This window comes from Microtetraspora sp. AC03309 (genome assembly GCF_020826795.1).
Classification (GTDB): domain Bacteria; phylum Actinomycetota; class Actinomycetes; order Streptosporangiales; family Streptosporangiaceae; genus Microtetraspora; species Microtetraspora glauca.
Genome location: NZ_JADDIL010000038.1, coordinates 1 through 22,965, shown reverse-complemented (window position 1 = coordinate 22,965; position 22,965 = coordinate 1). Strand labels below are relative to the sequence as shown.

General features: G+C 70.6%; 21 protein-coding genes. 3 read left to right on the top strand and 18 right to left on the bottom strand.

All coding sequences use genetic code 11. The annotated features are described in order from the left end of the window. Window positions 1-22 precede the first annotated feature (22 nt). From IMZ11_RS22610 to IMZ11_RS22580, 7 genes are read right to left on the bottom strand one after another with little or no spacing between them, the layout of a single operon-like run. Window positions 23-787 carry an SDR family oxidoreductase gene (locus tag IMZ11_RS22610; protein ID WP_228644343.1) on the bottom strand — a complete coding sequence of 255 codons (765 nt, stop codon included), beginning with the start codon at window positions 785-787 and terminating at the stop codon, window positions 23-25. After that, a complete protein-coding gene (locus IMZ11_RS22605) occupies window positions 784-1,716 on the bottom strand; it encodes a hypothetical protein (protein WP_228644342.1) in 933 nt (310 codons plus the stop codon). Before IMZ11_RS22605 ends, IMZ11_RS22610 begins: the two co-directional genes overlap by 4 nt. After that, window positions 1,713-2,438: a hypothetical protein gene (locus IMZ11_RS22600; protein WP_228644341.1), complete on the bottom strand. Its 726-nt coding sequence runs from the start codon at window positions 2,436-2,438 to the stop codon at window positions 1,713-1,715. Before IMZ11_RS22600 ends, IMZ11_RS22605 begins: the two co-directional genes overlap by 4 nt. Next, window positions 2,438-3,604, bottom strand: a complete 1,167-nt coding sequence (locus IMZ11_RS22595) for an aromatic ring-hydroxylating dioxygenase subunit alpha (protein WP_228644340.1) — start codon at window positions 3,602-3,604, stop codon at window positions 2,438-2,440. Before IMZ11_RS22595 ends, IMZ11_RS22600 begins: the two co-directional genes overlap by 1 nt. 10 nt (window positions 3,605-3,614) lie before the next feature. Next, a complete protein-coding gene (locus tag IMZ11_RS22590; RefSeq protein WP_228644339.1) occupies window positions 3,615-4,574 on the bottom strand; it encodes an alpha/beta hydrolase in 960 nt (319 codons plus the stop codon). Between the two features lie 4 nt (window positions 4,575-4,578). Continuing rightward, window positions 4,579-5,397: an oxidoreductase gene (locus tag IMZ11_RS22585; RefSeq protein WP_228644338.1), complete on the bottom strand. Its 819-nt coding sequence runs from the start codon at window positions 5,395-5,397 to the stop codon at window positions 4,579-4,581. 57 nt (window positions 5,398-5,454) lie between these two features. Next, the gene (locus IMZ11_RS22580; protein ID WP_228644337.1) at window positions 5,455-7,086 is read right to left on the bottom strand and encodes a carbon-nitrogen hydrolase family protein; all 1,632 of its coding nucleotides are present in this window, start codon (window positions 7,084-7,086) and stop codon (window positions 5,455-5,457) included. An 89-nt stretch (window positions 7,087-7,175) separates the two neighbouring features. Here IMZ11_RS22580 and IMZ11_RS22575 point away from each other — a divergent pair, with 89 nt between their 5' ends. Both IMZ11_RS22575 and IMZ11_RS22570 read left to right on the top strand, forming a co-directional pair. Beyond that, a complete protein-coding gene (locus tag IMZ11_RS22575) occupies window positions 7,176-7,457 on the top strand; it encodes a Dabb family protein (protein WP_061258862.1) in 282 nt (93 codons plus the stop codon). 76 nt (window positions 7,458-7,533) lie between these two features. Beyond that, window positions 7,534-8,835, top strand: coding sequence for an LLM class flavin-dependent oxidoreductase (locus IMZ11_RS22570; RefSeq protein WP_228644336.1), 1,302 nt, complete (start codon window positions 7,534-7,536; stop codon window positions 8,833-8,835). A gap of 29 nt (window positions 8,836-8,864) precedes the next feature. On the opposite strand, the gene IMZ11_RS22565 is transcribed toward IMZ11_RS22570, so the two are convergent. The 10 genes from IMZ11_RS22565 to IMZ11_RS22515 all read right to left on the bottom strand — a co-directional run bounded on the left by IMZ11_RS22565 (window position 8,865) and on the right by IMZ11_RS22515 (window position 19,902). After that, window positions 8,865-9,602, bottom strand: a complete 738-nt coding sequence (locus IMZ11_RS22565; RefSeq protein WP_255706896.1) for an ATP-binding cassette domain-containing protein — start codon at window positions 9,600-9,602, stop codon at window positions 8,865-8,867. Beyond that, window positions 9,595-10,500, bottom strand: coding sequence for an ABC transporter ATP-binding protein (locus tag IMZ11_RS22555; RefSeq protein ID WP_228644335.1), 906 nt, complete (start codon window positions 10,498-10,500; stop codon window positions 9,595-9,597). The genes IMZ11_RS22565 and IMZ11_RS22555 overlap by 8 nt, the downstream gene beginning before the upstream one ends. 1 nt (window position 10,501) lies before the next feature. Continuing rightward, complete coding sequence (locus tag IMZ11_RS22550) at window positions 10,502-11,329, bottom strand: ABC transporter permease (protein WP_228644334.1); 828 nt, start codon at window positions 11,327-11,329, stop codon at window positions 10,502-10,504. Further along, entirely contained in the window at window positions 11,326-12,279 is a 954-nt protein-coding gene (locus tag IMZ11_RS22545; RefSeq protein WP_228644333.1) for an ABC transporter permease, read from the bottom strand. The genes IMZ11_RS22550 and IMZ11_RS22545 overlap by 4 nt, the downstream gene beginning before the upstream one ends. Beyond that, window positions 12,276-13,805: an ABC transporter substrate-binding protein gene (locus IMZ11_RS22540; protein WP_228644332.1), complete on the bottom strand. Its 1,530-nt coding sequence runs from the start codon at window positions 13,803-13,805 to the stop codon at window positions 12,276-12,278. Before IMZ11_RS22540 ends, IMZ11_RS22545 begins: the two co-directional genes overlap by 4 nt. A gap of 278 nt (window positions 13,806-14,083) precedes the next feature. After that, window positions 14,084-15,496 carry an aldehyde dehydrogenase family protein gene (locus IMZ11_RS22535; protein ID WP_228644331.1) on the bottom strand — a complete coding sequence of 471 codons (1,413 nt, stop codon included), beginning with the start codon at window positions 15,494-15,496 and terminating at the stop codon, window positions 14,084-14,086. Between the two features lie 26 nt (window positions 15,497-15,522). Beyond that, window positions 15,523-16,659 (bottom strand): NAD(P)/FAD-dependent oxidoreductase, encoded by a 1,137-nt coding sequence (locus IMZ11_RS22530; protein ID WP_228644330.1) that lies wholly within the window; start codon window positions 16,657-16,659, stop codon window positions 15,523-15,525. Then, window positions 16,656-18,092 (bottom strand): aldehyde dehydrogenase, encoded by a 1,437-nt coding sequence (locus IMZ11_RS22525; protein ID WP_228644329.1) that lies wholly within the window; start codon window positions 18,090-18,092, stop codon window positions 16,656-16,658. Before IMZ11_RS22525 ends, IMZ11_RS22530 begins: the two co-directional genes overlap by 4 nt. A gap of 32 nt (window positions 18,093-18,124) precedes the next feature. After that, window positions 18,125-19,396: an acyl-CoA dehydrogenase family protein gene (locus tag IMZ11_RS22520; protein ID WP_228644328.1), complete on the bottom strand. Its 1,272-nt coding sequence runs from the start codon at window positions 19,394-19,396 to the stop codon at window positions 18,125-18,127. Beyond that, entirely contained in the window at window positions 19,393-19,902 is a 510-nt protein-coding gene (locus IMZ11_RS22515) for a flavin reductase family protein (RefSeq protein ID WP_061258852.1), read from the bottom strand. Before IMZ11_RS22515 ends, IMZ11_RS22520 begins: the two co-directional genes overlap by 4 nt. A 138-nt stretch (window positions 19,903-20,040) precedes the next feature. Here IMZ11_RS22515 and IMZ11_RS22510 point away from each other — a divergent pair, with 138 nt between their 5' ends. Continuing rightward, window positions 20,041-20,826 carry an IclR family transcriptional regulator gene (locus tag IMZ11_RS22510; RefSeq protein ID WP_228644327.1) on the top strand — a complete coding sequence of 262 codons (786 nt, stop codon included), beginning with the start codon at window positions 20,041-20,043 and terminating at the stop codon, window positions 20,824-20,826. Window positions 20,827-21,247: 421 nt separating this feature from the next. Here the strand turns inward: IMZ11_RS22510 and IMZ11_RS22505 are convergent, their stop codons facing one another. Then, complete coding sequence (locus tag IMZ11_RS22505; RefSeq protein WP_228644399.1) at window positions 21,248-22,192, bottom strand: HNH endonuclease signature motif containing protein; 945 nt, start codon at window positions 22,190-22,192, stop codon at window positions 21,248-21,250. Window positions 22,193-22,965 lie beyond the last annotated feature (773 nt).

The following is a 22,965-nucleotide window of genomic DNA, read 5'->3' as shown; positions in this document are numbered from 1 at the left end:
TGTGGGGGCTACGGAGTACGGCTCAGGCCGTGAAGAGGTCGCGCCTGCGGAAGGGCGCGGTGGCGAAGCGGGCCATGGTCTTCGCCGGGGTCAGCCACCGGACGTGGGCGCCGTTGCGTGTCTCGGTCACGGCCCGCTCGGCCAGCCAGGGGGCGACCGTCTCGACCCGGTCGGCCAGGATGTTGAAGATCTTCTTGGCCTTCTCCAGCGCCTCGGGGTCGTAGTCGTGGGTCAGCAGATCGGTGACGACCATCCCGGGGCTGAGCAGCCCGGCCGACACTCCGGGCGGCACCTCCTTGGCCAGGGCCCGGGTCAGGTAGGTCACCGCGCGCTTGGTCGCGCCGTAGATCGCCAGCCCGGGTACCGAGCGGCCGTCGCTGCCGAGGCCCTCCATGTTCCACAGGTGGCCGGAGCCCTGGGCGGCCATGCCGGCCAGGGCGACCGCCGACCCGTTCAGCACGCCGCGCAGGTTGACGTCCACCACCGCGTGGGTCGTCGCGTCCGGAAGCTCCCACAGGGGGGCCCTGGTGTGGGAGATCCCGGCGTTGTTGATCCAGACGTCGACCCGGCCGTACCGCTCGGCCGCGGCGTCCCAGAGCGCCCGGACCTGCTCCCGGTCGGCCACGTCCGCGACCATGGTGAGGGCGTCACGAAGGTCCGGGCCCGCGCGTTCCACCGACTCCTCGGTGCTGCCGCAGACGGCCACCGAGTGGCCGCGCTCCAGCAGCGCCCGCGCCATGCCGAGGCCGATGCCCCGGGTGCCGCCGGTCACGACGACGACGGTCAAGCCTCGACTCCACCGGTGCGGCGCTCCAGCACACCGTGCGCGACGGCGGACAACCCGCCGCCCTCGAACAACTCGTAGACCACGGCGAGCGTGGAACCGGCGCCCATGCCCGGCTCGGCGTCGATCATGAACTCCCTGGACTTGAGCTTCCATACGTCGGTGAAATGGAGGGTGCCGTAGTTCGCCCTGCCGTACGCGATCGCGTTGCCCCAGGCGTCCGGCCCCTCGTAGAGGGAGCGGAAGTTGTCGCGGCGCACGACCGTCTCATAGGAGCGGCTGAGCGATCCGCTCCAGGTGACGCGGTGCCGGGTGGTCAGCAGGTTCACCGGTTCGAGCTCGATCGTGATCTGCACGTTCCCGCGCGGCTTCTGGTCCGCGCCCCACAGCTCGCACGTCCCGCCGTACACCGCGGTGTCCTTGGTCGGCAGGATGTACGGCACGGCCCCGCACCGCGTCTCCTGGGCGAGCCTGGCCTCGACCTTCTCCGGGTTGCGCGTGTAGACGCCGTTGAAGATGCCGATCATGGCCGGGCCCTGGTAGAGCGCCGACGAGTAGACCTGAGTCTCGCCGTCGGGCAGTACCTGGTTCCAGGTGTTGAGATCGGTCTGCCAGCCGGGTCCGTAGTAGTGGGCGTCCACGAAGGAGCCGTACGGCTGGCCGGTGCCGAAGAAGTCGGGGCCGGTGTAGACGCGGTCGAGGTCGGAGTCGGTCACCCCGAAGGCGAAGGGCGCGCCCAGCTTGAAACGCCCCGCCATCGGCCCGCCACCGGTGAGGCCGCCGTCCATGTAGTACGTCGTGACGCCGTCCTCGAAGACCGACGATCGCCGGATGTCCTCGAAGCCCTGCCAGGTGCCCGTCGCGTCGAACAGCGACGGCCGCCCGACCCACTCACCCGCGATGCGCCGCTGCCACTCGCTCGGCTCGCTCATCGGACCAGCTCTCCTCTCACGCGTTCGGACTGTTCGGCTCCGATGAGCCGGGTGACCTGGTGCCAGACCGGGTCGACCTCGGGGGAGAAGAGGTTCTCCCGGCCGGCGCGGTCACGGGCGGCCAGGTCGCCCTCGGGTGCGGGCACGCCCCCGGCGACCAGGGTGAGCCAGTGCCGGAGGTACGCGTCGACGGTGCCGCCCAGCTCGGTGAACGCTTCGGGGGTCGCCCTGCACACGACCATCCACGGCGACATCATGGCTCGCTGCCGGGGCCCGATCGCCGCGGGCGAGACGCCCTCGGCCTTCGAGGCGTCCTCCAGCAGGGGGGTCAGCTCCAGGTAGCACGCGTCCAGGTAGGCGAGGTTGACCGCCAGTTCGCCCCGCGGGATCAGGTCGAGGTGCATGGCGTGGTACTCGGGCGAGGCCACCGAGTCGAGGGTGAAGTGCGGCACCGCCGAGTCAGGCGCGGTGAACGCGAAGATCATGTGACTGTCCAGTCCGATCATCGGTACGACCAGGCTGACCGCCACCACCTTGTCGATCACTCGGTCCACCGGCTGCTCCGCTCCCTTCGCGGCCGCGGGCCGGCGCAGGACGAGGAGGCGGCCGACGGGATCGGGCGACATCGGGCTGGTCAGGGGGATATCGTCGGCGGTCTCCAGGCCGAGGGCCTCGCTGATCGTCGACAGGGTCCGCTCGCTGAGAGCGGCGGGGAGGCTCATCACGAGACCCCTTCCGGATTCTGTCGGGCGCCGTCGGCCTTCGTGGGCACGCGGACGCCGCCCGACCTGGCCTTGTGCACCCACGCGCGGGCGAGTTCGGGGTTGTCGCGGCGCCCGGGGGAGGGGATGACGGTGGCCCGGCGGTGCGGGTGCTCGCTGACCACCGTGTCGTCGTCTCCGACCCACCAGCCCTTCCCGATGAGCTCGGCGCGGCGGCGGCGGTAGGCGACCTGGAGCGCGTCGCTGCGGATGTGCAGCTCGTCGGACAGGTCGAAGGGCAGGAGTTCCGGGCGCTGCGACTCCACGATCGGCACGTCCTGCTGGAGGATCCGGGTCGTCCGCTTGATCGCGTTCTTGTCGGCCCAGGCGCTGGTGAAGAAGGTGCGGAAGGCCAGGATCTTGATGAGCGTGCGGTCCTGCGAGAGCGGGATGTTGAAGTCCCACATGATCAATTCGCCGAACGGAAGCCGGACGTGCAGCTTGATCACGTTGGGCAGGTACCAGCCGTTGGTCACGGTCACGTGCTCGGGCCGCGGCCTACGCCTGGCCAGCATTCCCCAGATGCCCTTGGGCAGCGGCGGGCTGAGCTGGACGTCGGCCTCGGCGAACCAGTCCTCCTGCCGGATGGTGTAGTCGGGGATCTCCGGCTTGTCCGGATTGCCGAACACGGTGCCGTGAACGAACGGTGTGTGCGCGGCGTCCACCGCGTTCTCGAAGGCCCGCTCGTAGTTGGCGTTGACCTCCATCTCGAGCCGGACCATGCGGAAGGCCGGATTGTCGTACTCCGGGATGTGCGGGATGGGCGGCCGCTCCTCCTCCGGCAGGTCGCCGAGGAACGCCCACACCAAGCCGTATCTCGTGGTCGTCGGGTAGGAGTCGACGCGGGCCTTCTTGGGGATGCCCCGTCCTTCCGGGTTGGCGGGGATCCGCACGCACGCGCCGCCGGGTTCGTACTCCCAGCCGTGGTAGGGACACACGACCGTGTCGTCCTTGACGGTGCCCATGGACAGCGCGCCGCCCCGGTGGACGCACAGGTCGGACAGGCAGGCGACCTCGCCCTTGCGCGTGCGGTAGAGCACGAAGTCCTGGCCCAGGCAACGTACTTTGATGGGCTTGCGCCCGACCCTGTCGGCGAACTCCAGCGCGTACCAGAAATTCTTGAGCATGATCTCGCTCCTAACGTCGACGTAGTCCGTCGAATCCGTCGAGTGCGGCTCGGGCCCCGGGGTCCTGAGACAGGTGGGCCCCCAGGAAGACCATGACGAGATGCCCGAACTGGGGGAGGACATCGCGAGAGGCGGGGCCGTCCAGGAACGCGCGCGCCACGGTCGGGTCCACCGGGTCGGCGATCGCGAAATGGTTGGCGCCTTCGTAGACGGCCAGCAGATGGTCGCCGCCCCGTACGCTCCCCGGCGACTCGGGCAGGGCCTCCTCGAAGGTCCTGGTCACCGGATCCCGCCGGGTCGCGGGGTCCTCGCCGTACCGGTCGGCGCTGCCGTCGACGACGCCGTCGTTGCCTCCGGCGCCGAGCAGTACGGGGCAGGTCACCTGCGCGGGCAACACGGTGCCCGCCGGCCAGCCGAGCATGGTGGCCGCCATCGTGTGCGTGCCCCAGGCGAACACCGCCTTCACCTGGGGGAAGAAGCGCGCGGACTGCAGAGCGACCGTGCCGCCGGCGGAGTGGCCGCCGAGCGCGACGCGGTCCAGGTCCAGCGCGCCCTTGAGCGGTCCCGTCTCGTTGAGCCGGGCCAGCGCGTCCAGCAGTGCGGGGATGGCCGGGCAGGTGGGGCGCGTGCCGTACGTCCGCGGTGTGGCCGCGTCGACGTCGACTCCCGGCGTCAGGCCGTACTGGCCGCCGAACAGTTCCGCCACCTGGTCGAAGGTCACCACGGCGAAGCCCCCGGCCGCGAGCAGGCAGGCGAGCCGCCGGTAGGCGTCCTGCCCGACGTTGATGCCCGAGAGGAACAGCACGACGGGGTACGGCATGCCGTCCGGGGCGGGCGGGAACACTCCGGCCAGCCGCTCCGCGTCGTCACCGTGGGCCGTCGCCGGATAGTAGACCTTGAGGTGCGCGGTGTCGAAGGGAGGTCGTCCCCCGGTCCGCGCGGCCCACCACAGTGACCTGACCAGGCTCATAGGGTCATTCACCCGGTCCCGAGGGCCGGGGGAGCACCCGGTCGCCGCCCCACAGGGAGCGCACCAGCATGTCGGTGGTCTCCTGGCCGAACAGCTTGACGCCCATCACGTTCGCCGGGTCGCGTTCGGCGATGTTCCTGCGGACGGCGAGGTCGCGCTCGGCCAGCGCGGCCCGCTCCTCGAACGGGACGGGCTCGGCCTCGTCCACCCAGGCCAGCCACTGGTCGACCCGCCGGTGCAGCACGTCGCGTACGACCTCGATGTTGGCCCGGACGGCCGGGAAGGAGTAGCAGTACGCCGTCGGGGAGAGGCTGGCCCGGATGAACGCGGTCGGGCTGGTGAACCAGACGAAGTCCTCGTGCTTCTCCCTGTGCTCCAGCCAGTCCGCCTCGTTGGGGGTGTAGTAGCGGTCGTAGTAGTCCCCGTCGCCGATGAGGTCGCCGCGTGGGATGGCGTCGGCGTAGAACCACCCTTCGGGCCAGAGCAGCAGCGCGATGCCCAGGTGCGGGACTCTGATGTGCGGGCCGAGCCAGACCGTCAGGTGCAGGTTGACGAAGCTCGCCTTCGGGTTCCCGATCCAGGAGTGAACCATCCAGTCGATCTCCGGACCGCTGAAGGCGGCGAGCCTGCCGCCCGCCCCCTCAGGGTAGGACCCGTACGACTCGAGAGCCTCGGTGGACGGGTCGCGCCTCAGTTCGAACCGGGCCTCGATCTTCGCTGTCAGCTCGCCGAGCAACTCCTGCCACTGCTGGAAGGCCTCGGTGACGTCGACGATCGGCGACTGGTCGACCATGTCTTCCACGTTCTGGAGCGTCTCTTTCAAAACGGGACTCCTGTTCGAAACATTGTTTCCCATGGTGAAACTCTTGGTGCGGCTATGTCAATGGCCGGTGATGAGTGCGTCGACCAGCCGCCAGGGCCTGCCGTCCACGAGGTCGGTCAGGCGTGAGACGTGCCGGTTGACGGCCTGAGCCGGGAAGACGTCGGCGCGAACCACGCGGTCGCCGTTCTTGACCGGCGTGACGAGCGGGTGGCTGATGCGGCCGCTGAACGGACCCTCCCAGGCGGTCCAGAGGGTGAAGTCGCGCGGTGCGGCCAGGATCGCCCCGGCCAGGCCCGCCGGTCCGTCATGGCCGGCGGCGACGACGTTGAGCCGGTTCTCCGCGGCCCGTTCCAGCAGGCCGTACTCCAGCTCCCAGGGTTCGGACGGGGTGAACGGAACCGCGACGACGTCCACGTCGGCCAGCGCCGCCAGCCTGAACGTCTCGGGGTACACCGCGTCGTCGCCGACGACGACGGCGAGCCGTCCCCAGGGTAGTTCGAAGATCTCCAGGCCATCGCCCAGCGAGGTGACCCGCCCGGCGTGCCGTGCGGAGGCGTGGAGGGCCCGCTGCCGCCCCACGACCCCCTCGGCGGAGACCAGCAGCCCCTCGTGCGCCCCGTCCCGGATCTCGGTGAGCACCACGTGCGCCGCGGTCCCGCGGACCGCTCGTGCCGCGTCCGCCGCCGTCACCCCGCAGAGCTCGGGGAGCACGACCAGTTCCGCTCCGCCTTCGGCCGCCTGCCGGATGAGATCCGCGGCGGTACCCGGCTCGTCGCCGGGCCGCACCGCGGACACGACCAGGCGCTCGGCTCCGGCGGGAGCCCTGCGGCCCCGGGGCTCGGCGGCGATCAGCCCGTAGAGGGCCGGGCGGCGAGCGGCCAGGATGTCCGTGCCGTCGGGGCGGAGCTTGTCGTCGGCGAGGGCCACGTCGATGTCGGCGACGACCACCGCCTCGCCGGTCCGTGGCGCTCGGGCCACGACGGTGCCGTCCGGAGCGACGATCTGGCTCTCGCCCGCGCCGTGCAACCATTCCGGCGGGACGCCGAGCCCGGCGCTGACCGACCGCAGCGTGTCCGCGGGCACCAGCGGCCCGACCTTGTTGGCGGCGACCACCCAGACCTTGTTCTCGGCGGCCCGGACGGGGATGTGCAGGCTCGCCTCGTCCACGGCGAACGAGTTCAGGCTGTTGAGCAGCACCTGCGCGCCGCGCAGCACCAGCCCGCGGGTGACCTCGCTGATCACGCCCTCCATGCAGGCGTACATGCCGAGCCGGCCGATCTCGGTCTCGATCACCGGGCCGACGGTCGTTCCGGGGTCGAGGTGGTCGTTCTCCGCGCCCATCAGGGTCTGCTTGTCGGCTTCGCCGAGGAGGGTTCCGTCGGGGCCGTAGAGCAGTGAGGCGCCTGTGGTGCGTCCGTCCCGCCTCGCCAGGGTGACGCCGATCTTGACGTACGCGCGGTGCCTGGCGGCCCGCTCGGAGACGGCGGCGAGAAACGGGTCCCCGTGCCGGCAGGCCAGCCGTCGCGCGTGCGCGCGGTCCTCGTACCAGGACAGGTGGTTGCAGAACTCGGGCAGCACGATCACCTCGGCTCCCTGGGCCGCGGCCGAGTCGATCACGCGGAGGCAGGCGGCGAGGTTGGCCGCCACGTCCTGACCCGTCTCAAGTTGCGCCGCCGCGACACGCACCATGCCCGCTCCTCGACTGTTACATCTAGAGAAACACTGTTTCCAAGTCGTAGGATCTCGCGGAACCGGAGGAAATGTCCAGGAGGAAAATCATGCTGACCCACGTGGTGCTGATGAGGTTCACGGACCGGGAGGACGCGCCGAAGGCCGCGGAACTGCTCCAAGGACTGAGGGGCAGGGTGGAGCAGATTCGCGATCTCGTCGTCGGGCTCGACACGGTCGGGTCTCCGGTCTCCTACGACCTGTGCCTGATCACGCGGCACGAGTCCCTCGAAGAGCTGACCGGCTACCAGGAGCACCCGGCCCACCTCGAGGTGGCCGCCTGGCTCCGCCCGCGGCTCGCCGCTCGCGCCGTCGTCGATCACGATTCGTGATCCCGTCCCTCGTTGCTAGTCTTCATAGGCAAAACAATGTTTCCTTATGGGAAACACACTGTGGTTGGAGGATGAGATGAGAAAGCTCCATCTGAACGCCTTCCTCATGGGCGTCGGCCACCACGAGGCCGCCTGGCGTACCGCGGGCGCGGATCCCTCCCGGGTCACCGACATCCGGCACTACCAGGAGCTGGCCCAGATCGCCGAGCGGGGCAAACTCGACTCGGTGTTCCTGGCCGACTCCCTCTCCTTCTGGGGAGACATCAAGTACCACACCCTCGGCGGCCTGGAGCCGGTCACGACGCTGGCCGCGATGGCCGCGGTCACCGAGCACGTGGGCCTGATCGGTACCGTGTCCACCACCTACAACGAGCCGTTCAACGTGGCGCGCAAGTTCGCTTCGCTGGACCACATCAGCCATGGCCGCGCCGGATGGAACATCGTGACCTCGGCCTTCGAGTCGGAGGCGCGCAACTTCGGCGGGGACCTCCCGCCCCACGCCGCCCGATATGTCAGGGCGACCGAGTTCGTGGACGTGGTCACCAAGCTCTGGGACAGCTGGGCGGACGACGCCATCGTCGCCGACCAGGACCAGGGCATCTACGTCGACAAGGAGAAGGTCCGCGCCGTCGACCACAAGGGAGATCTCTTCAAGGTCCACGGACCGCTGAACATCCCCCGCCCGCCGCAGGGGCGGCCGCTGCTGGTCCAGGCGGGCTCCTCGGAGGACGGCAAGGAGTTCGCCGCCCGCTACGCCGAAGCCGTCTTCACCGCGCAACCGGTCATCTACTCGGCCCTGGCGTTCTACGCCGACTTCAAGGGCCGGCTCGCGAAGTACGGCCGGGACCGCGACGATGTGGCGATCCTGCCGGGCCTGTCGCCCATCATCGGCTCCACAGAAGCCGAGGCGGCGCGGCTGCAGGAGGAGCTCGGGGCGCTCGTCGTCCCCGAGTCGGCGCTTGGCGCGCTCTCCGACGTCCTCGGCGTGGACCTGACCAACCATCCACTTGACGAGCCGCTGCCCGAGATCCCGGGGGTGAACGAGGGCCAGCGGAGCCGGGCCGGGGTCGTCATGGCCATGGCCAAGCGGGAGGGCCTGACCGTACGGCAGTTGCTCAGCCGCCTGGCCGGGAACCGGGGACACCGAGTAGTGGCGGGCACCCCCGAGCGGATCGCCGACGAGATCGAGGAATGGTTCACCAAGGGCGCCGCCGACGGCTTCAACGTCATGCCCCCGACCCTGCCCGGCGGCCTGGAGGACTTCGTCGACCACGTCGTGCCGGAGCTGCAGCGGCGGGGCCTGTTCCGTACCGATTACGACGGCACGACGCTCCGCGAGAACTTCGGCTTCGCGCGTCCCGCCGTGGCGCACGCCTGACCAGGCGGTATCCGTCGGATACCGCCTGGTCAGGCGCCGGGGACCGCCGCGACCAGGGCCCTGGTGTAGTCGTGTGAGGGCCGGCCGAGCACCTGCTCGGCCGGCCCCGTCTCGACCAGTCGGCCGGCGTGCATCACCGCGATCCGGTGGGCGACGGCGCTCACCACCGCGAGGTCGTGCGAGATGAACAGGTAGCCCAGGCCGCGCTCCCCCTGCAGCCGGAGCAGCAGGTTGATGATCTGGGCCTGCACGGAGACGTCCAACGCGGTGACCGGCTCGTCGAGCACCAGCAGGTCGGGCGAGAGGGCCAGCGCCCTCGCGATGCCCACGCGTTGCCGCTGCCCGCCGGAGAGCTGGTGCGGGTGCCTGCCCGCGAGCCCGGGGTCCAGGCCGACTTCCGAGAGCAGACCGGGCACGTCCCCGCGCACGCCTTGCAGGCGTAGCGGCTCCCGCACGATCTCTTCGACGGTCCAGCGCGGGTTCAGCGAGGTGGAGGGGTCCTGGAAGACGAGCTGGAAACGTGGCCGCAGCGGGCGCAGCCGCCGGCGTGACAGTGTCGCCAGCTCCAACCCGTCCAGGCGCACGCTGCCGCTGGTGGGCTGCGTCAGCCGCGCCACACACCGGGCCAGCGTCGACTTCCCGCAGCCGGACTCGCCCACGATCGCGAGCGTCTCGCCCCGATCGACCTCGAACGTCACGCCGTCGACCGCCCATGACTCGCCGTAGCTCTTGCGCAGGTCGGTGACACGGAGCAGCGGCTCAGCCATCCTGCACCGCCCAGCAGGCCACGCCGCCGGCAAGCGGGGGGATCTCCTGCGCGCAACGGGCGAGCGCGACAGGACAGCGGGGGTGGAAGGCACAGCCGGGTGGGCGTGACTTCGGCGCGGGCGGATGTCCGGGGATCACCGGCAGCGGTCCCCGGCCCGCGCCGATCCGCGGCCGTGACCGCATGAGGGCGGCGGAGTAGGGGTGCCGGGGCGCGCTGAGGACCTCGTCCGCGGTTCCTGTCTCGACCAGGCGGCCGGAGTACATCACCGCGATCCGGTGCGCGGCCTCGGAGACGAGGCCGAGATCGTGGCTGACGAGCACGGTCGCCGCTCCCGTCTCCCGCTGCGCGGCGCGCAGCACCCGCATGATCTGCTCCTGGACCGTGACGTCCAGCGCCGTGGTGGGCTCGTCCGCGATCAACAGGGCGGGCTTGAGCGCGATGGCCATCGCGATGACGATCCGCTGCCGCATCCCGCCCGAGAGCTCGTGCGGATACACCCTGGCCCGCTCCGGGCCGATGCCGACCTGCTCCAGCAACTCCACGGCCCGCCGCCGCGCCGCCGTACGGCCCAGGCCGTGAATCCGCAGCACCTCCGCGATCTGCGCGCCGACCCGCATGAGCGGGTTGAGCGACGTCGCCGGGTCCTGGAAGACGAAGCCGATCCGGCGTCCCCTGATCCGTTCGAGCCGGGCCTCGGTCAGCTCGGTGCCGTACAGGGCGGCCGTCCCTCCGGTGATCCGGGCCGGGCCGGGCAGTAGCCCGGCCACCGCGAGCATGGTCATCGTCTTGCCCGACCCCGACTCGCCGACCATGCCGAGCACCTCGCCCGGTCGTACCTCGAAGGAGACGCCGTCGACGATCCGCACGCCCCCGGCGGTCACAACCAGATCCTTCACCTCAAGCATGGTCGTCCGTCCGAACGTCGAGAGTGTCACGGAGTCCGTCGCCCAGCAGGTTGACGAGGAGCACGGTCAGGGTGAGCGTCAGTCCCGGCCACAGCGGGATCCACCACGCCGTCTCCAGCAACTCGCGTCCGTCGTTGAGGATCGTGCCCCAGGAAGGGGTGGGCGGGCGCACACCCAGACCGAGGAACGACAGTCCGCCTTCGACGAGCACCATCGTGCCGACGCTGAAGGTCCAGATCACCAGGTTGGCGCCGGCCACCGCGGGCAGCAGGTGCCGGGCCAGCACGTTCAGGTGACCGGCGCCCGCGCCGACCGCCGCCATCACGTAGTCCTCGCCTCTGACCTGCTTGACGATCGTCCGGGTCACCCTGGCGGAGGTGACCCAGCCGGCGAGTACGAGCAGCGTGATCAGGATCGGGGTCGAGGAACCCACGACGCCGATGGTCGCGATCGCCAGCACCAGGAAGGGAAAGGCGATCCAGAGATCGCCCAGACCCATGACCAGCCGGTCGACCCAGCCGCCGAGGTAGCCCGCGAGCAGCCCCACCACGATGCCCACCACGCAGGCCAGCGAGCTGGCGGCGAAGCCGACCAGCAGTGAGGTTCGCCCGCCCGCCAGGACACGCGCCAGCAGATCGCGGCCGAGCTGATCGGTGCCGAGCGGATGGCCGGCCAGCGCGCCCTCCATCCAGAACGGCGGCGCCAGTCTGGCCGGCAGATCCTGCTCCAGCGGATCCAGACCGAGCAGCGGCGGGCCGAACGTCACCGCGAGCGCGATCAGCGCCGACCCCGCCAGTGCGATCCGCACCGACGTCCTCATCCCGCCGCCTCCCTTCTGACCCGCGGGTCGACGAGTGCGCCGAGCACGTCGCCGATCGCGCTGACCGCGACGACCAGCACCGCCACCACGAACACCGTCGCCTGCACGATCGGGTAGTCCCGCTGGAAGATCGCGTCCACGAGTTGCTTGCCGATCCCGTCGTAGGCGTAGAGCTGTTCGACGATCACCGTGCTGGACAGCAGGTAGGCGCTGTCGACCACGAGGAAGGCCAGCACCGGCGGGAACGCGTTGGGCAGCGCGTGCCGCGCCAGCGCGCGCAGACGGCCGCCCCCCTTCGCCCGTACCGTGCGGATGAAGTCCTGCTCGATCGCCTCCAGTAAGCCGGCACGTACCAGCCGTACGACGCGGGCGACGGTGAAGGCGGCCAGGGTCAGCGTCGGGAGCACCGCGTGCAGCGGGCTCTCCGCGCCGTAGCTCGGCAACCAGCCGAGCCAGAGCGCGAAGACCAGCAGGAGCAGCAGGCCGAGCACGAAGTTCGGCATCGCCTGGGCGATCGAGGCGGCCGCTGTGACGGCGCGGGCGGAGATATGGCGGGCCCGGGCCGCGGCGAGCATGCCGAGCGGCACGCCGATCAGCACCGCGAGCGCGAGCGTGGCGCCGACGATCTGCAGGGTGAGTGGCAGCCGGGCCAGCACCGCCGAGATGGCGGGCTCTCCCGTATGCGGGGAGACCCCGAAGTCGAGCCGGGCGACATCGCCGAGGAAGGTGCCGTACTGGGTCCACAGCGGAAGGTCCAGGCCCAGTTCGGTGCGGACCCGGTCGATGTCCTCCTGGGACCCGCCCGGTCCCACGAGGACCGCGGCGGGATCACCGGACAGACGGAGGAGGAAGAAGAGCAGGGTCAGCACGCCCAGGACGGTCACGACCAGCCGGACCAGCCATACCGCGCCCGCGCGGAGAACCCGCGGGGCTGTACGGCCTGCGCTCATATCGCCTTCCTGGATTCGGACAGCAGCACGTTGCCGTCGACGTTGAGCTTCAGGTCGGACGTGGCCGAGTGGACGTAGACCGTCTGCGGCCAGGCCAGGAAGACGACTCCGGCCTCGTCGTGGAGCCGCCTGGCCATCGCCTTGATGGTCTCCTCCCGCTTGGCCGGATCCATCTCGGCCTGGGCTTTCGTGAAGAGGCTGACGTACTCCTCGTCGTCCACGTGCTTCTGCACACCCTCGGGCTGCGGGCCGAATCGGCTGACCCCGGCGATGTCGCGCAGGTCGAAGTAGTCGGTCTGCCAGTAGATCAGGGGGGTCTCGCTCTTCTTCAGCAATGTGCTGATGAAGGTCGAGAGGTCTTGGATGACCACCTCGGAGGTGATGCCGACCTTGGCGAGGTAGCCGGCGGCTATCTCGGCCTGCTGCTTGAAGAGCGCGGTGGTGGCGATGTTCAGGGTCAGGCCCTCCGCGCCGGCCTCCTTGAGCAGGGCCTTGGCGCGATCAGGGTCATAGGGGAAGGCCTCCAGGGAGGGGTCGTGACCGACGAAGCCGGGCTGGAGCAGCTGCCCGTTGGGCACCTCCCCGTAGCCCGACAGCCCGGACTTCACGAACTCCTCCTTGTTGACGGCCAGGTTGAGCGCCAGCCGTACCCGCTTGTCGCGTAGCTTGGGCTCCACATCGCCGATCATGCTCAGCACCGCGCAGGATCCGGCGGTGACGGGCTTCACGGTGAACGACGCGGCCAGTTGCGCCGCCACCGCGGGCGGCAGGCCGTAGGCGCCGTCCACCTCGCCGGTACGGAGCGCGGTGGTCAGCGTGCCGGGGTCGGGGATGGCGACGATGCGGGCGGTCGTGACGCTCGCGGACTTCCGCCAGGACTCGGGGAACGCCTCCAGCTCGATGCTCTTGGCCGGGGCGTACGCGGTCACCCGGAAGGGGCCGGTGCCGGAGGCGACCGTGCCCGGCTTCTCCTTGAAGATCGCCGGGTCGGTGATGCTCAACCGGACCAGGCGGTTCAGCAGGACGGGGTCAGGTTCCTTGGTCGTGATCCGTACGGTGCTCGCGTCGACGACCTCCGCGCCGGACAGCGTGCCCATCTGCCCGGCGCGGAAGGCGAACGTCGGGTCGCCGGAGAGGAGCCGGTCGATGTTGGCCTTGACCGCGGCGGCGTCGAAGACTCCACCGCGGTGGAACTTCACCCCCTGGCGGAGAGCGAACTCCATCGTGCGGTCGTCGACCATGTGCCAGGCGGTGGCCAGGGCCGGTGCCAGCTTCCCGTCCGTGCCGAAGGTGACCAGGGGGTCATAGACCTGGGCGGTGAAGGTGGCGCCCACGTTGGAGAGCGCGGCGGCCGGGTCGAGGGAGTTGGTGATGGCGGAGGAGGCGACGACGAGCGGTGCGCCGGCCGCGCCGGCCGTACCGGTCGCTCCTGTGGCGACCTTCTTCGGTGCGGTCGCGCATCCGGTGGCGATCGCGGCGACAGCCAGCCCGCCAATTCGTAGGACCTTTCGGCGAGTGAGTTCCACGACGCCACCTTTCCTGTATCCCATAGAGATACGCTGTTCCGTTAGTGGAAACCTAGGACTGGGGTTCTGGCGCGTCAAGAGGGGTGCCCCATTGGGATCGCCGCCTGAAGGACGACCGCCGAGGAGTTCGGTACGGGGGGATCCCGGCGCGTTCACCCCCACTGGTCACCCACTGGGCACCCACTGGCGCTGTCAGGGCCCGGAGCGTTCCGCGCGGCGTGGAGGTGGGGCCCGGAGGTGGGCGCGGAGGTGGGCGCGGAGGTGGGCGCGGAGGCGGGTCAGCCGGGGTAGGCGCCCGCGGCCATGCCTGTACCGCCGGGACGGAAGGCGGCGGGGGCGTGGACGACCGCAGGGTGGACGTACTCCAACAGGCCCTCCTCGCCGTACTCGCGGCCGTAGCCGCTGCGCTTGATCCCGCCGAAGGGTGCGCGCAGGGACATCCCGGTGCGGTTGTGCGTGTTGACGAAGACGAATCCAGCCTCCAGTCGGTCCGCCAGCGCGAAGGCGCGCTCCTCGTCGGCGGACCAGACGGAGGCCCCGAGACCCAGTTCGCTCGCGTTGGCGCGGGTCAGGACCTCTTCCTCGTCGTCGTAGACCAGGAGGGGCACGAGCGGGCCGAACTGCTCCGCGGCCACGAGGGGGGCGTCATCGTCCAGACCCACGACGAGACGCGGGGTCACGAAATATCCGGACAGCGGATCATGTCCGGGAGCGTTCCGTCCCAGCGGCACCGCCGTGCCGCCAGCCGACGCCGCGAGGAGCGCGCGTATCCTCGCGGCGGCACCGGCCGAGATGACCGGTCCCATCGTGACCCGCGGATCGAGCGGATCGCCGACGACGAGGATCCGTTCCGCCGCCGCGACGTACGCCTCGGTGAACTCCGCGACCCGAGCACGCGGGACGTACAGGCGTTTGGCGGCCATGCAGACCTGACCGCTGGTCGCGAAGGACGCCATGACCAGCCGCTCATAGTCGGCGTCGGCCAACGCGAAGTCCGGGAGGAAGACCGCAGGGTCGTTGCCGCCCAGCTCCAGGACCGAGGGTGTGGTCATCGCCCCGGCCGTCGCCGCGATCTCCCGCCCGGCCGCGTCGCCGCCGGTGAAGGCGACCTTGCGAACCAGCGGGTGGCCGACCAGTGCCCGGCCGGTCTCGGCGCCGCCGTGGACGACCTGTACGGCCGGCAGCAGCGAGACGATCTCCGTGATCGCGAGCGGTGCCAGCGGCGAGGGTTTGAGCACGACCGTGTTGCCCGCCACCAGCGCGGGCCCGAGCTTGAGCAGCGCGAGGATGACCGGCGCGTTCCACGGGGTGATGCAGCCCACCACCCCGTACGGCTTGCGCCGCACCACCAGCCGCCCGGCGGCGTCGTCGATCTCCGTGGGCGCGAGGGTGATCGGGGCGCGGTCGCAGACCCAGCGGAGGAAGGCGACCGCGAAGCCGATCTCGCCGCGGCAGTCGGCCAGAGGCTTGCCGGACTCGCGGGCCAGCAGCGTGGCCAACTCCTCCGACCGGGCGGAGACGGCCCCGGCGGCCCCCAGCAGTGCGGTGATCCGTTCCGTGATCGGGATCTTCGACCACTCGCGAAACGCGTCGTCCGCCCGGCGGACCGCCGAGTCCACCGCGGCCGGTTCCGTGGCCGGCACGCATCCCACGAGCTCGCCGGACCGAGCCGGATTCTCCCTGGCGATCATGGGGGAGCTCCCCGGTGATGTGGTGCTCACGCGGTGTCGCGCAGCGAGGAGATCAGGCACGCGCGAAGCAGATGGGTCCGGGCCGCGTGTGGGTCGGCGGCCAGGTTCCGCAGCTCCGCGTGGTGCGCCGCCGGGTCGGCCGAGCGCAGCTTCTCCCAGGTGCCATGGCTCATCGGGCGGACATGGTTGAGCGCCACCTCACGCCTTCTGGACGCGGCAGCGTCGAGCGCGTTGTCGTCGTCCGCCAGGAGCGCGGCGGCGAGGGCGACCGCGTCGTGGATGCCGCTGTTCATGCCCAGGCCGCCGAGCGGGTTGTTGACATGGGCGGCGTCGCCGGCCAGGAGCACCCGGCCGTGCCGGAAGCGGGCGGCGATCCGCTGGTGGACCCGGTAGATGGAGGCGTGGGCGATCTTCCAGTCACGTCCGGGGTCGGCTATGGCGCGCAGCCGCGCGGGCAGGCGGGCCAGCTCGGCCGCGTCGGGCGTGTCGGACGGCGTGGGCAGCAGGACCCGCCAGTGGTCAGGGGTCCTGAGCAGCACGAGCCATTCCGCCGGATCGAACACGTAGTTGATCAGCTCGATCCCTGGGAGCAGCGGCTCCAGGTCCTCGTCGGCCGAGGCGACCAGGAAACGTTCGGGATAGGTCAGGCCTTCGAAAGGGATGCCGAGCGCGTGGCGTACCGCCGAGTGGGCGCCGTCGGCGCCGATCAGCCAGTCGCCGGTGAACGTGTCGCCGACGGTGGTGGCGGTCACCTCGTCCGCGTGGACGGCCAGCGATCGGACCTCTCTCCCGAAAAGGACCTCGCCGCCGTGCCGTCGCAGGTGGTCCAGCAGGATCGGGGTGAGCTTGCTCTGTTCGCACTGGACCCTGAAAGGGTAGGGAGTGTCGCCCGAGAGGACGTCCATGTCCAGAGACGCGATCGGGCCCCCGGACCGATCGCGATACTGGAACGTGCGGGCGACCAGGCCTCTGGCGAGCAGCTCGTCCAGCACCTCCAGCTCGGCGAGCATCTCCAGCGTGGGCGGGTGGAAGGTGGACGCCCGTGACTCGGCCGCCAGCTCGGATCCGGCCTCCAGCACGGTTACCGGCACGCCGCCTCGCGCGAGGGCGAGCGCCGCGGTCAGCCCCACCGGCCCGGCGCCGGCCACCAGCACCCGCCTCATGGCCGCCTCCCATGCAGGGCGAAGCCGCCCTCGACACCGACGACTCTGGCGTTGGTGAAGAACTGGAGCGTTTCGCGGGTGCCTTCTTCTCCCAGGCCGGACAGACCCCAGGCCGGGCGTGGGGTGAACAGGTCCAGGCTCATGACGCTGGAGCCGTTGACCTTCACCTCGCCCGCCCGGACCCGCCGGGCGACCGCGAGCGACCGCTCCTCGTCCGTGCCCACGACGTACCCTTCCAGCCCGTACGGCGTGGCGTTGGCCAGCGCGACGGCCTCGTCCACGGTGTCGTAGGGGACGACGGCCGCGACCGGGCCGAATATCTCGTCGGTGAGATCGGTTCCGGTGAGCAGTGTGGGCGCGAGGAAGTTGCCGACCTCGGGCACGGTCCCGCACGGTAGCGCCAGGCCGCCGGAGGCGGCGATCGCCTCGTTGACCCGTCGCAGGTGTACGGAGTGGATCAGAGGGCCGTAGTCGGTGGCCTCCTCCAGTGGGGGCCCCACACGCAGGGCGCGCAGGTGCTCGCCGACGGCCTCGACGATCTCGTCGAGGCGCTCACGGGGGACGATCAGGCGGCCCAGCGCCCGGCACCATTGGCCGTTGAGCGTGGTGAGCAGGTCCGTCGCGGCCCGCGCGGCGGTCCCGGTGTCGGCGTCGGGCATGACCACCAGGGGGTTGTTGCCGCCGAGTTCGAGCTGCACGGGGCGGAGCCCGGCGGCGCAGGCGGCGGCGACGGACCTCCCACCCGCCAGACCGCCGGTGAAGGAGACCGCGCGGACGCGCGGGTCCTCGACCAGCCGCCCACCGGTCCGCGGACCGCCCTGGAGGAACTGGAAGACGCCCGGTGGGAGTACCTCGTGCAGAACCTGGGCGAGCAACTGGGAGCCGTAGGGCGCGTACTCGCTCACCTTGAGGAGCACCGGGCAGCCCGCGGCGAGCGCGCTGGCGACCTTGTGCGCGGCCATCGGCGCCGGGGCGTTCCACGGCACCAGGCATAAGGCGGGGCCGAGGGGCAGCCGGTGCACCTCCACGGCCCTCCCGTCCTCGCGGTCCCGCGTGCTGTGTAACCAGCCCTCGCGGAGCTGGGCGGAGGCGAGGCGGAACGAGCCGGAGACGATCGTTCCGAGTGGGGTGGTCTGCCGGATCGGCACCCCGGTGGCGAAGGACTCCAGCGCGACGATCTCCGCGATCCGCTTGTCCAGCGCTTCCGCGGCGGAATCGAGGAGTTCGGCCCGGCGCTCCGGCGGGGTGGCGGCCCATCGCGCCGCGTTGCCGTCGGCGGCGTCGAGGGCCGCCTCGATGCGCCCGGGAGCCGTCCCGAGTGCCCGGCCGATGGCTTTGCCGGTGGCCGGATCTTCGAGATCGAAGTCCAGATCCTCAGTGCAGTCGGCCCAGGTGCCGTCCACCAGGTCGCGGTGGGCAGGAATGTCGATCACGAATGCTCCACTCTCGGACTCGATGTTGCCGATCATTCCCCGGAACGTGCCGCGGTGGTGAACAGCTCGTTCGCCTTGGCCTCCGTGATGATCTGGGCGGTCTCCAGCCTGCCCCGCTCGGCCGGGAACGTCATGACCAGGCCCATCGCGAGGTCGCGCAGCGCGCGGCCGACGACGCCGTTCATCATCGCCCCCGAGGTGCCACCGGCCTTGAACGCGATCAGCGCGACCTGGAAACAGGCCTCGGTGACCGAGCCCTTGCCGAGCCGCCACTGCGTGAACACCTCCTGCTTCGGCTTCAGCGGGGGCTCGCTGGTCTCGAGCAGCAGCTGGTAGCGCAGCCAGAGGTACGCGGTCTCGAGCTGCTGGGTCATCTCGCCGATGAGTTGCTGGTGCAGCGGGGAGGACGCGATCGGCCTGCCGGTATCGGCGAAGGTCTTGCGGGTGAGCGTTTCGATGATGTGGTCGTACGCGCTCTGCGCGGCCCCGGTGTAGACGGCCGAGATGGCGAGCTGGTTCCCCACGAAGCTGCCCCGGCTCATGGTGAGCATGCGGGTGAACGCGCCGGGGATCGTGAGCGCCTCCTCGGCGGGGATGAACACGCCGTTCAGCCGGATGCCGTTGTTGGCGCTGGCCCGCATGCCGAGGCCGTCCCAGGTGTCCCGAGCGCTCACGCCCTCCGCGTCGCGCGGAACGAAGAACGTCGCGAGGCCCTCGGCGGTTTCGTGCCCCTCCAGCTTGGCCGTGGTCAGGTAGTAGTCGGCGACGCCTGTCGCGCAGCCGAACGACTTCTCGCCGTCGAGGACCCAGCCGCCGTCGACCGGGCGAGCGGTGGTGGCGATCGTGATGTTGGCGGTCGAACTCTTCACCGACTCGGACGCGAAGTTGGCCAGCCAGGTGCCGCCGGCCATCCGGGTCAGCACCTTCTCGGCGAAGGCGCGGACGATCGGCGCCTCCTCCTCGGTGAACAGCCCGGCCTCGATGGCCTCCAGCGGCAGCAGCCCGCGGGAGGCGCTGGTGTTGTGGAAGAAGAAGGCCAGCGCGGTGGAGGGGCAGGCCGTACCCATGGCGTAGGTGGCAGCGGCCAGATCGCGCAGCGTGCCGCCCAGCCCGCCGAACCTCTCCGGCACCACGAGGCCGAGTAGCCCGGCGTCGCGCAGCAGTCCGACGTGCGAGGCGGGGAACGTCGCCAGCATGTCGGACTCCTCCGCCATGGCCCGCAGCGCGGGTAGCACGGACTCGACCCGGGCGGCGCGCTCCCGCTCGGCGTCGGTCATGTCCTCGACGAGTCGTTCGGCGATCATTGGATTACCCCCTGCATCATCGCGTTGCGGAGCTTGCAGAACGTGCGGGCGTGGTAGATGAGTGGCTCGGCCGAGCGCGGTGTGGCCGCGGCCTGCACCGTACCGAGGATGATCGTGTGGTCGCCGGCCTCGTGCCTGGCGGCCACCCGGCAGTCCAGCCAGCCGACCGCGTCCGCGAGGACCGGGGCGCCGGTCTGGGCGGTGTCCCACCGCTCCTGACCGAAGCGATCCGTGGTTCCCGACTTGTCCATGCCCGCGAACCGCCGCCCGATGGGCTCGTGGTCATGACCCAGGATGCTCACCGTGAAGATGTCGCTCTGCTCGATCAACCGCTGGGTGGTGCTCGTCGTCGTGAGACAGATCGAGATCAAGGGTGGGTCGAGCGCGACAGCGCTGAACGAGCTGGCCGTCATGCCGTGCCGCCTGCCCGAGTCGGTCATGGTGGCGACCACCACCACGCCACTCGCCCATCGGGCCAGCACCTCGCGCAGGAGGTTCGTGTCCACCGAGACTACCGCCGTTCCGCTGTAGGAAACGTTGTAACGCTGACGGTAACGAGGGGGGTTCTGGGTGTCAATGCGCTGGGGAGCCGCTGTCGCGACGAGGATCCGATAACCGTTTCGCACCGGGATACACTTGTTGCCATGTCTTCCGAGGAGCCGGAGAGCCAGAGCAGGTCCATCGCGGCGGTCGAGCGTGCGATGGATGTCCTTCTGCTGTTCGGGCGTAGCCCCCGTCCCGACCTTGGGGTGACCGAGATCGCCACTGAGCTCGGCCTGACGAAGGCGGCGGTGCATCGCATCCTCACCGCGCTGCGTAACCGCGAGCTCATCACCGTGGATCCGGCCAGCAGGCGTTACGCACTCGGTCACGCGGCGATCGCCCTGGGGCGCGCCTACCTCGCGCGCACCGACCTGCGGCTCCTGGCCGCCGGCGAGCTGCGCCGCCTGTCCGCCCAGACCGGCGAGACCGCCACCCTGTCGATCCGTCGCGGCGACACCCGGCTCTACGCCGAGCAGGTCGTGCCCGAGCAGGAGTTGCGGATGGAGGTCTCCCTCGGCATCCCCTACGCACTGCACGCCGGCAGCTCGTCCAAGGCGATCCTGGCCTTTCTGCCCGACGAGGAGATCGACGGCTACCTGGCCAGGCACCGCCTGGAGCGGGTCACCGACGCCACGATCACCGACCCCGAGAAGCTCAGAGCCGAACTGGCCGAGACGCGCGCCAGGGGATACGCCACCTCGCTGGGCGAGCGCCAGGTGGGCGCCGCCTCCGTCGCCGCCCCGGTCTTCGACCACGACGGTCACGTGGTGGCGGCGATCAGCGTCTCAGGCCCGGTCACCCGGTTCGAGCCGCACATGGCCGACTGCGTCCGGCTGCTGCTCGACTCCGCGGCCCGGATCTCCGCACAACTCGGCCACTCCGATTAGGTCCTTTCTGACAGGTCAAGCCCTGCCGGATCGGTCATGCTGCCCACGCCGTTCCCGCTCATCGTGAGTCTGCGTGGTCCCTTCGCGCCCCCGACGTTCCCGGTTGCTTTGGTGGTTCCGGTGGCTCCGCGCGCGGCTGCTCCGTATGCGGCTCCATGCCACGGCCGTTCGGGGTGTGTCGGCCCGCATCGGGTTCGGCCGCTTCAGCCGCGTGCTGATCGCCCACACGGAGACCTCCTTCGTGCGCGCGGACGCCGTGCTGGGTGCCCCCCTCCTCGCCAGATCCGGCCGGGATGGTGACGTCGCCGCCGCGCCTGAGGCCCGGTCTCGGGTCCAGCACCCAGGGCATCCGTTGAGGCGCTCGCATCGCAACCCACCCCGCCACAGGGCCGCTGGTACTTCCACCCTGGTGCCCCCACCGTCATCGGGACCGCTCGGTATTCCACCGGCTCAGAAGGGTGGAATGTCCTCCTCGTCGGGGTCGAGCGATCGGCCGGATGGCGCCGCATCCTGTGGCGCGGGATCTGGTTCGGGGGCGGGGTTCTTCCCACCAGGCGGGTTCATGGTTCCAGGTCGGCAGGAAGGGGAGCTCTTCCCGGGCGGCTGCGGCAATGCTGCCCGCGCCGTACCCGCTGGACGCGAGCCCACATGCGGTACTGGCGGGGGTCCAGCCGTTGGGGGCGAAGGGTTCGGGCATGGGTTCGATGATCGGTGGCGGTTCGGCCGGGTAGCGGTGGCCGGTCCGGCTGATCCAGGTCAGGTGCCCGGGGCTGGTCTGGATGACCTGCCAGCCGTTGTCACGCAGGTCGTGGTCGTGCGCGCACGCGGCGGCGAGGTTGTGTTCGGTGGTGGGGCCGCCGTGGGCGTATTGGCGGGTGTGGTCCATCTCCGACCGGGTCGCAGGTGCTCGGCATCCGGGATGGGAGCAGACTCTGTCGCGGATCTCGATCTGCCGCCGCAGTCCGGCTGTGGGGAACCGCCGCCGCTCATCCCCGGCAGCCGTCTCGCCGCCGGTGGCCGTGTCCCGCGGAGGATGGGCTGTAACCCCGCGAGCCGTAGCACCGCGAGCCGTAGCACCGCGAGCCGTAGCACCGCGAGCCGTAGCACCGCGAGCTCCAGGATCAGGGGTCTGGGTGTCGGCGGACTGGGCAGTGCCGAGGCCACTGGTGCCGCCGCCTTCGGCGGCCGGGGTGACGACACTCGCGCTCTCACCGCCGCCCTCGCCCCCACCGCCATCATCATCACCACCATCGTGGACGCTTCCGTTGCCGTCACCGTTCTCATCCCCGTGGACGCTTTCGCTGCCGTGGCCGTTTCGAGCGCTGGGTGGGGAGGCCTGCCCGGTGGCTTGGTTGTATTGGCGCATGATGTCGGCGATGACACCGGCCCAGCCGCCCTGGGCGTAGATGTCGGCGTGCAGCTCTCGCAACAGGGATAGCGGGAGCTGGAGTTCGACGATCCCGCGACGGCGAACCGAACCACCACCCGGACCGCTCGCGGAGCCGGCCCCTGGAGCGGGTGTCGGGTCGGCAAGGCGAGATGCGGGAAAGGCGTCCGGGTCGGTCGGATCGGATGCAGGAGAGGTGCCTGGTTCGGCCGGACGGAATGGATGTGGGGACGCTGGTTCGGCCGGGCGGGGCGGAGGATCTGGTGCCGGGTGGCGGGGCCATCCCACAGGGCGACGCCGGGTAATCCCGGCGTGGAGGAGTTGTCCCTGTTCGTCGCAGATGGCGAACCGCCACTCCCCACCGATCTGACGCTTGGCGAGTCGGCGTGCGAGTTGGGCGTGGATGGGTCCCCATCCGGCGAGTTCGGCGGGCAGGTCGTCCAGGTGCATCAGGGTGGAGACCTGGACCCGTAGCTCACCGGCCGCGAACCCGACCACCCCCACCGTCCCGACCGTACGGGCGGCTGCGGTGTCGTTCTCGTTCTTCGTGCTTCCCGTCATGGTGCCCGCGCCTGCCAGGCCCATCTGCAGGTTGCTGTTACCTCTCCCAGAGGTGGGGGCTGCGTTGGACTCGACCCCAGAGCCGGGACCAGCATCGGAACCGGAACCCGGGGCGGGACCAGCAGGACCAGGACCGGGACCGGGACCGGGACCAGGACCGGGGTCTGGGTCGGGGTCTGGGTCGAGGCCGG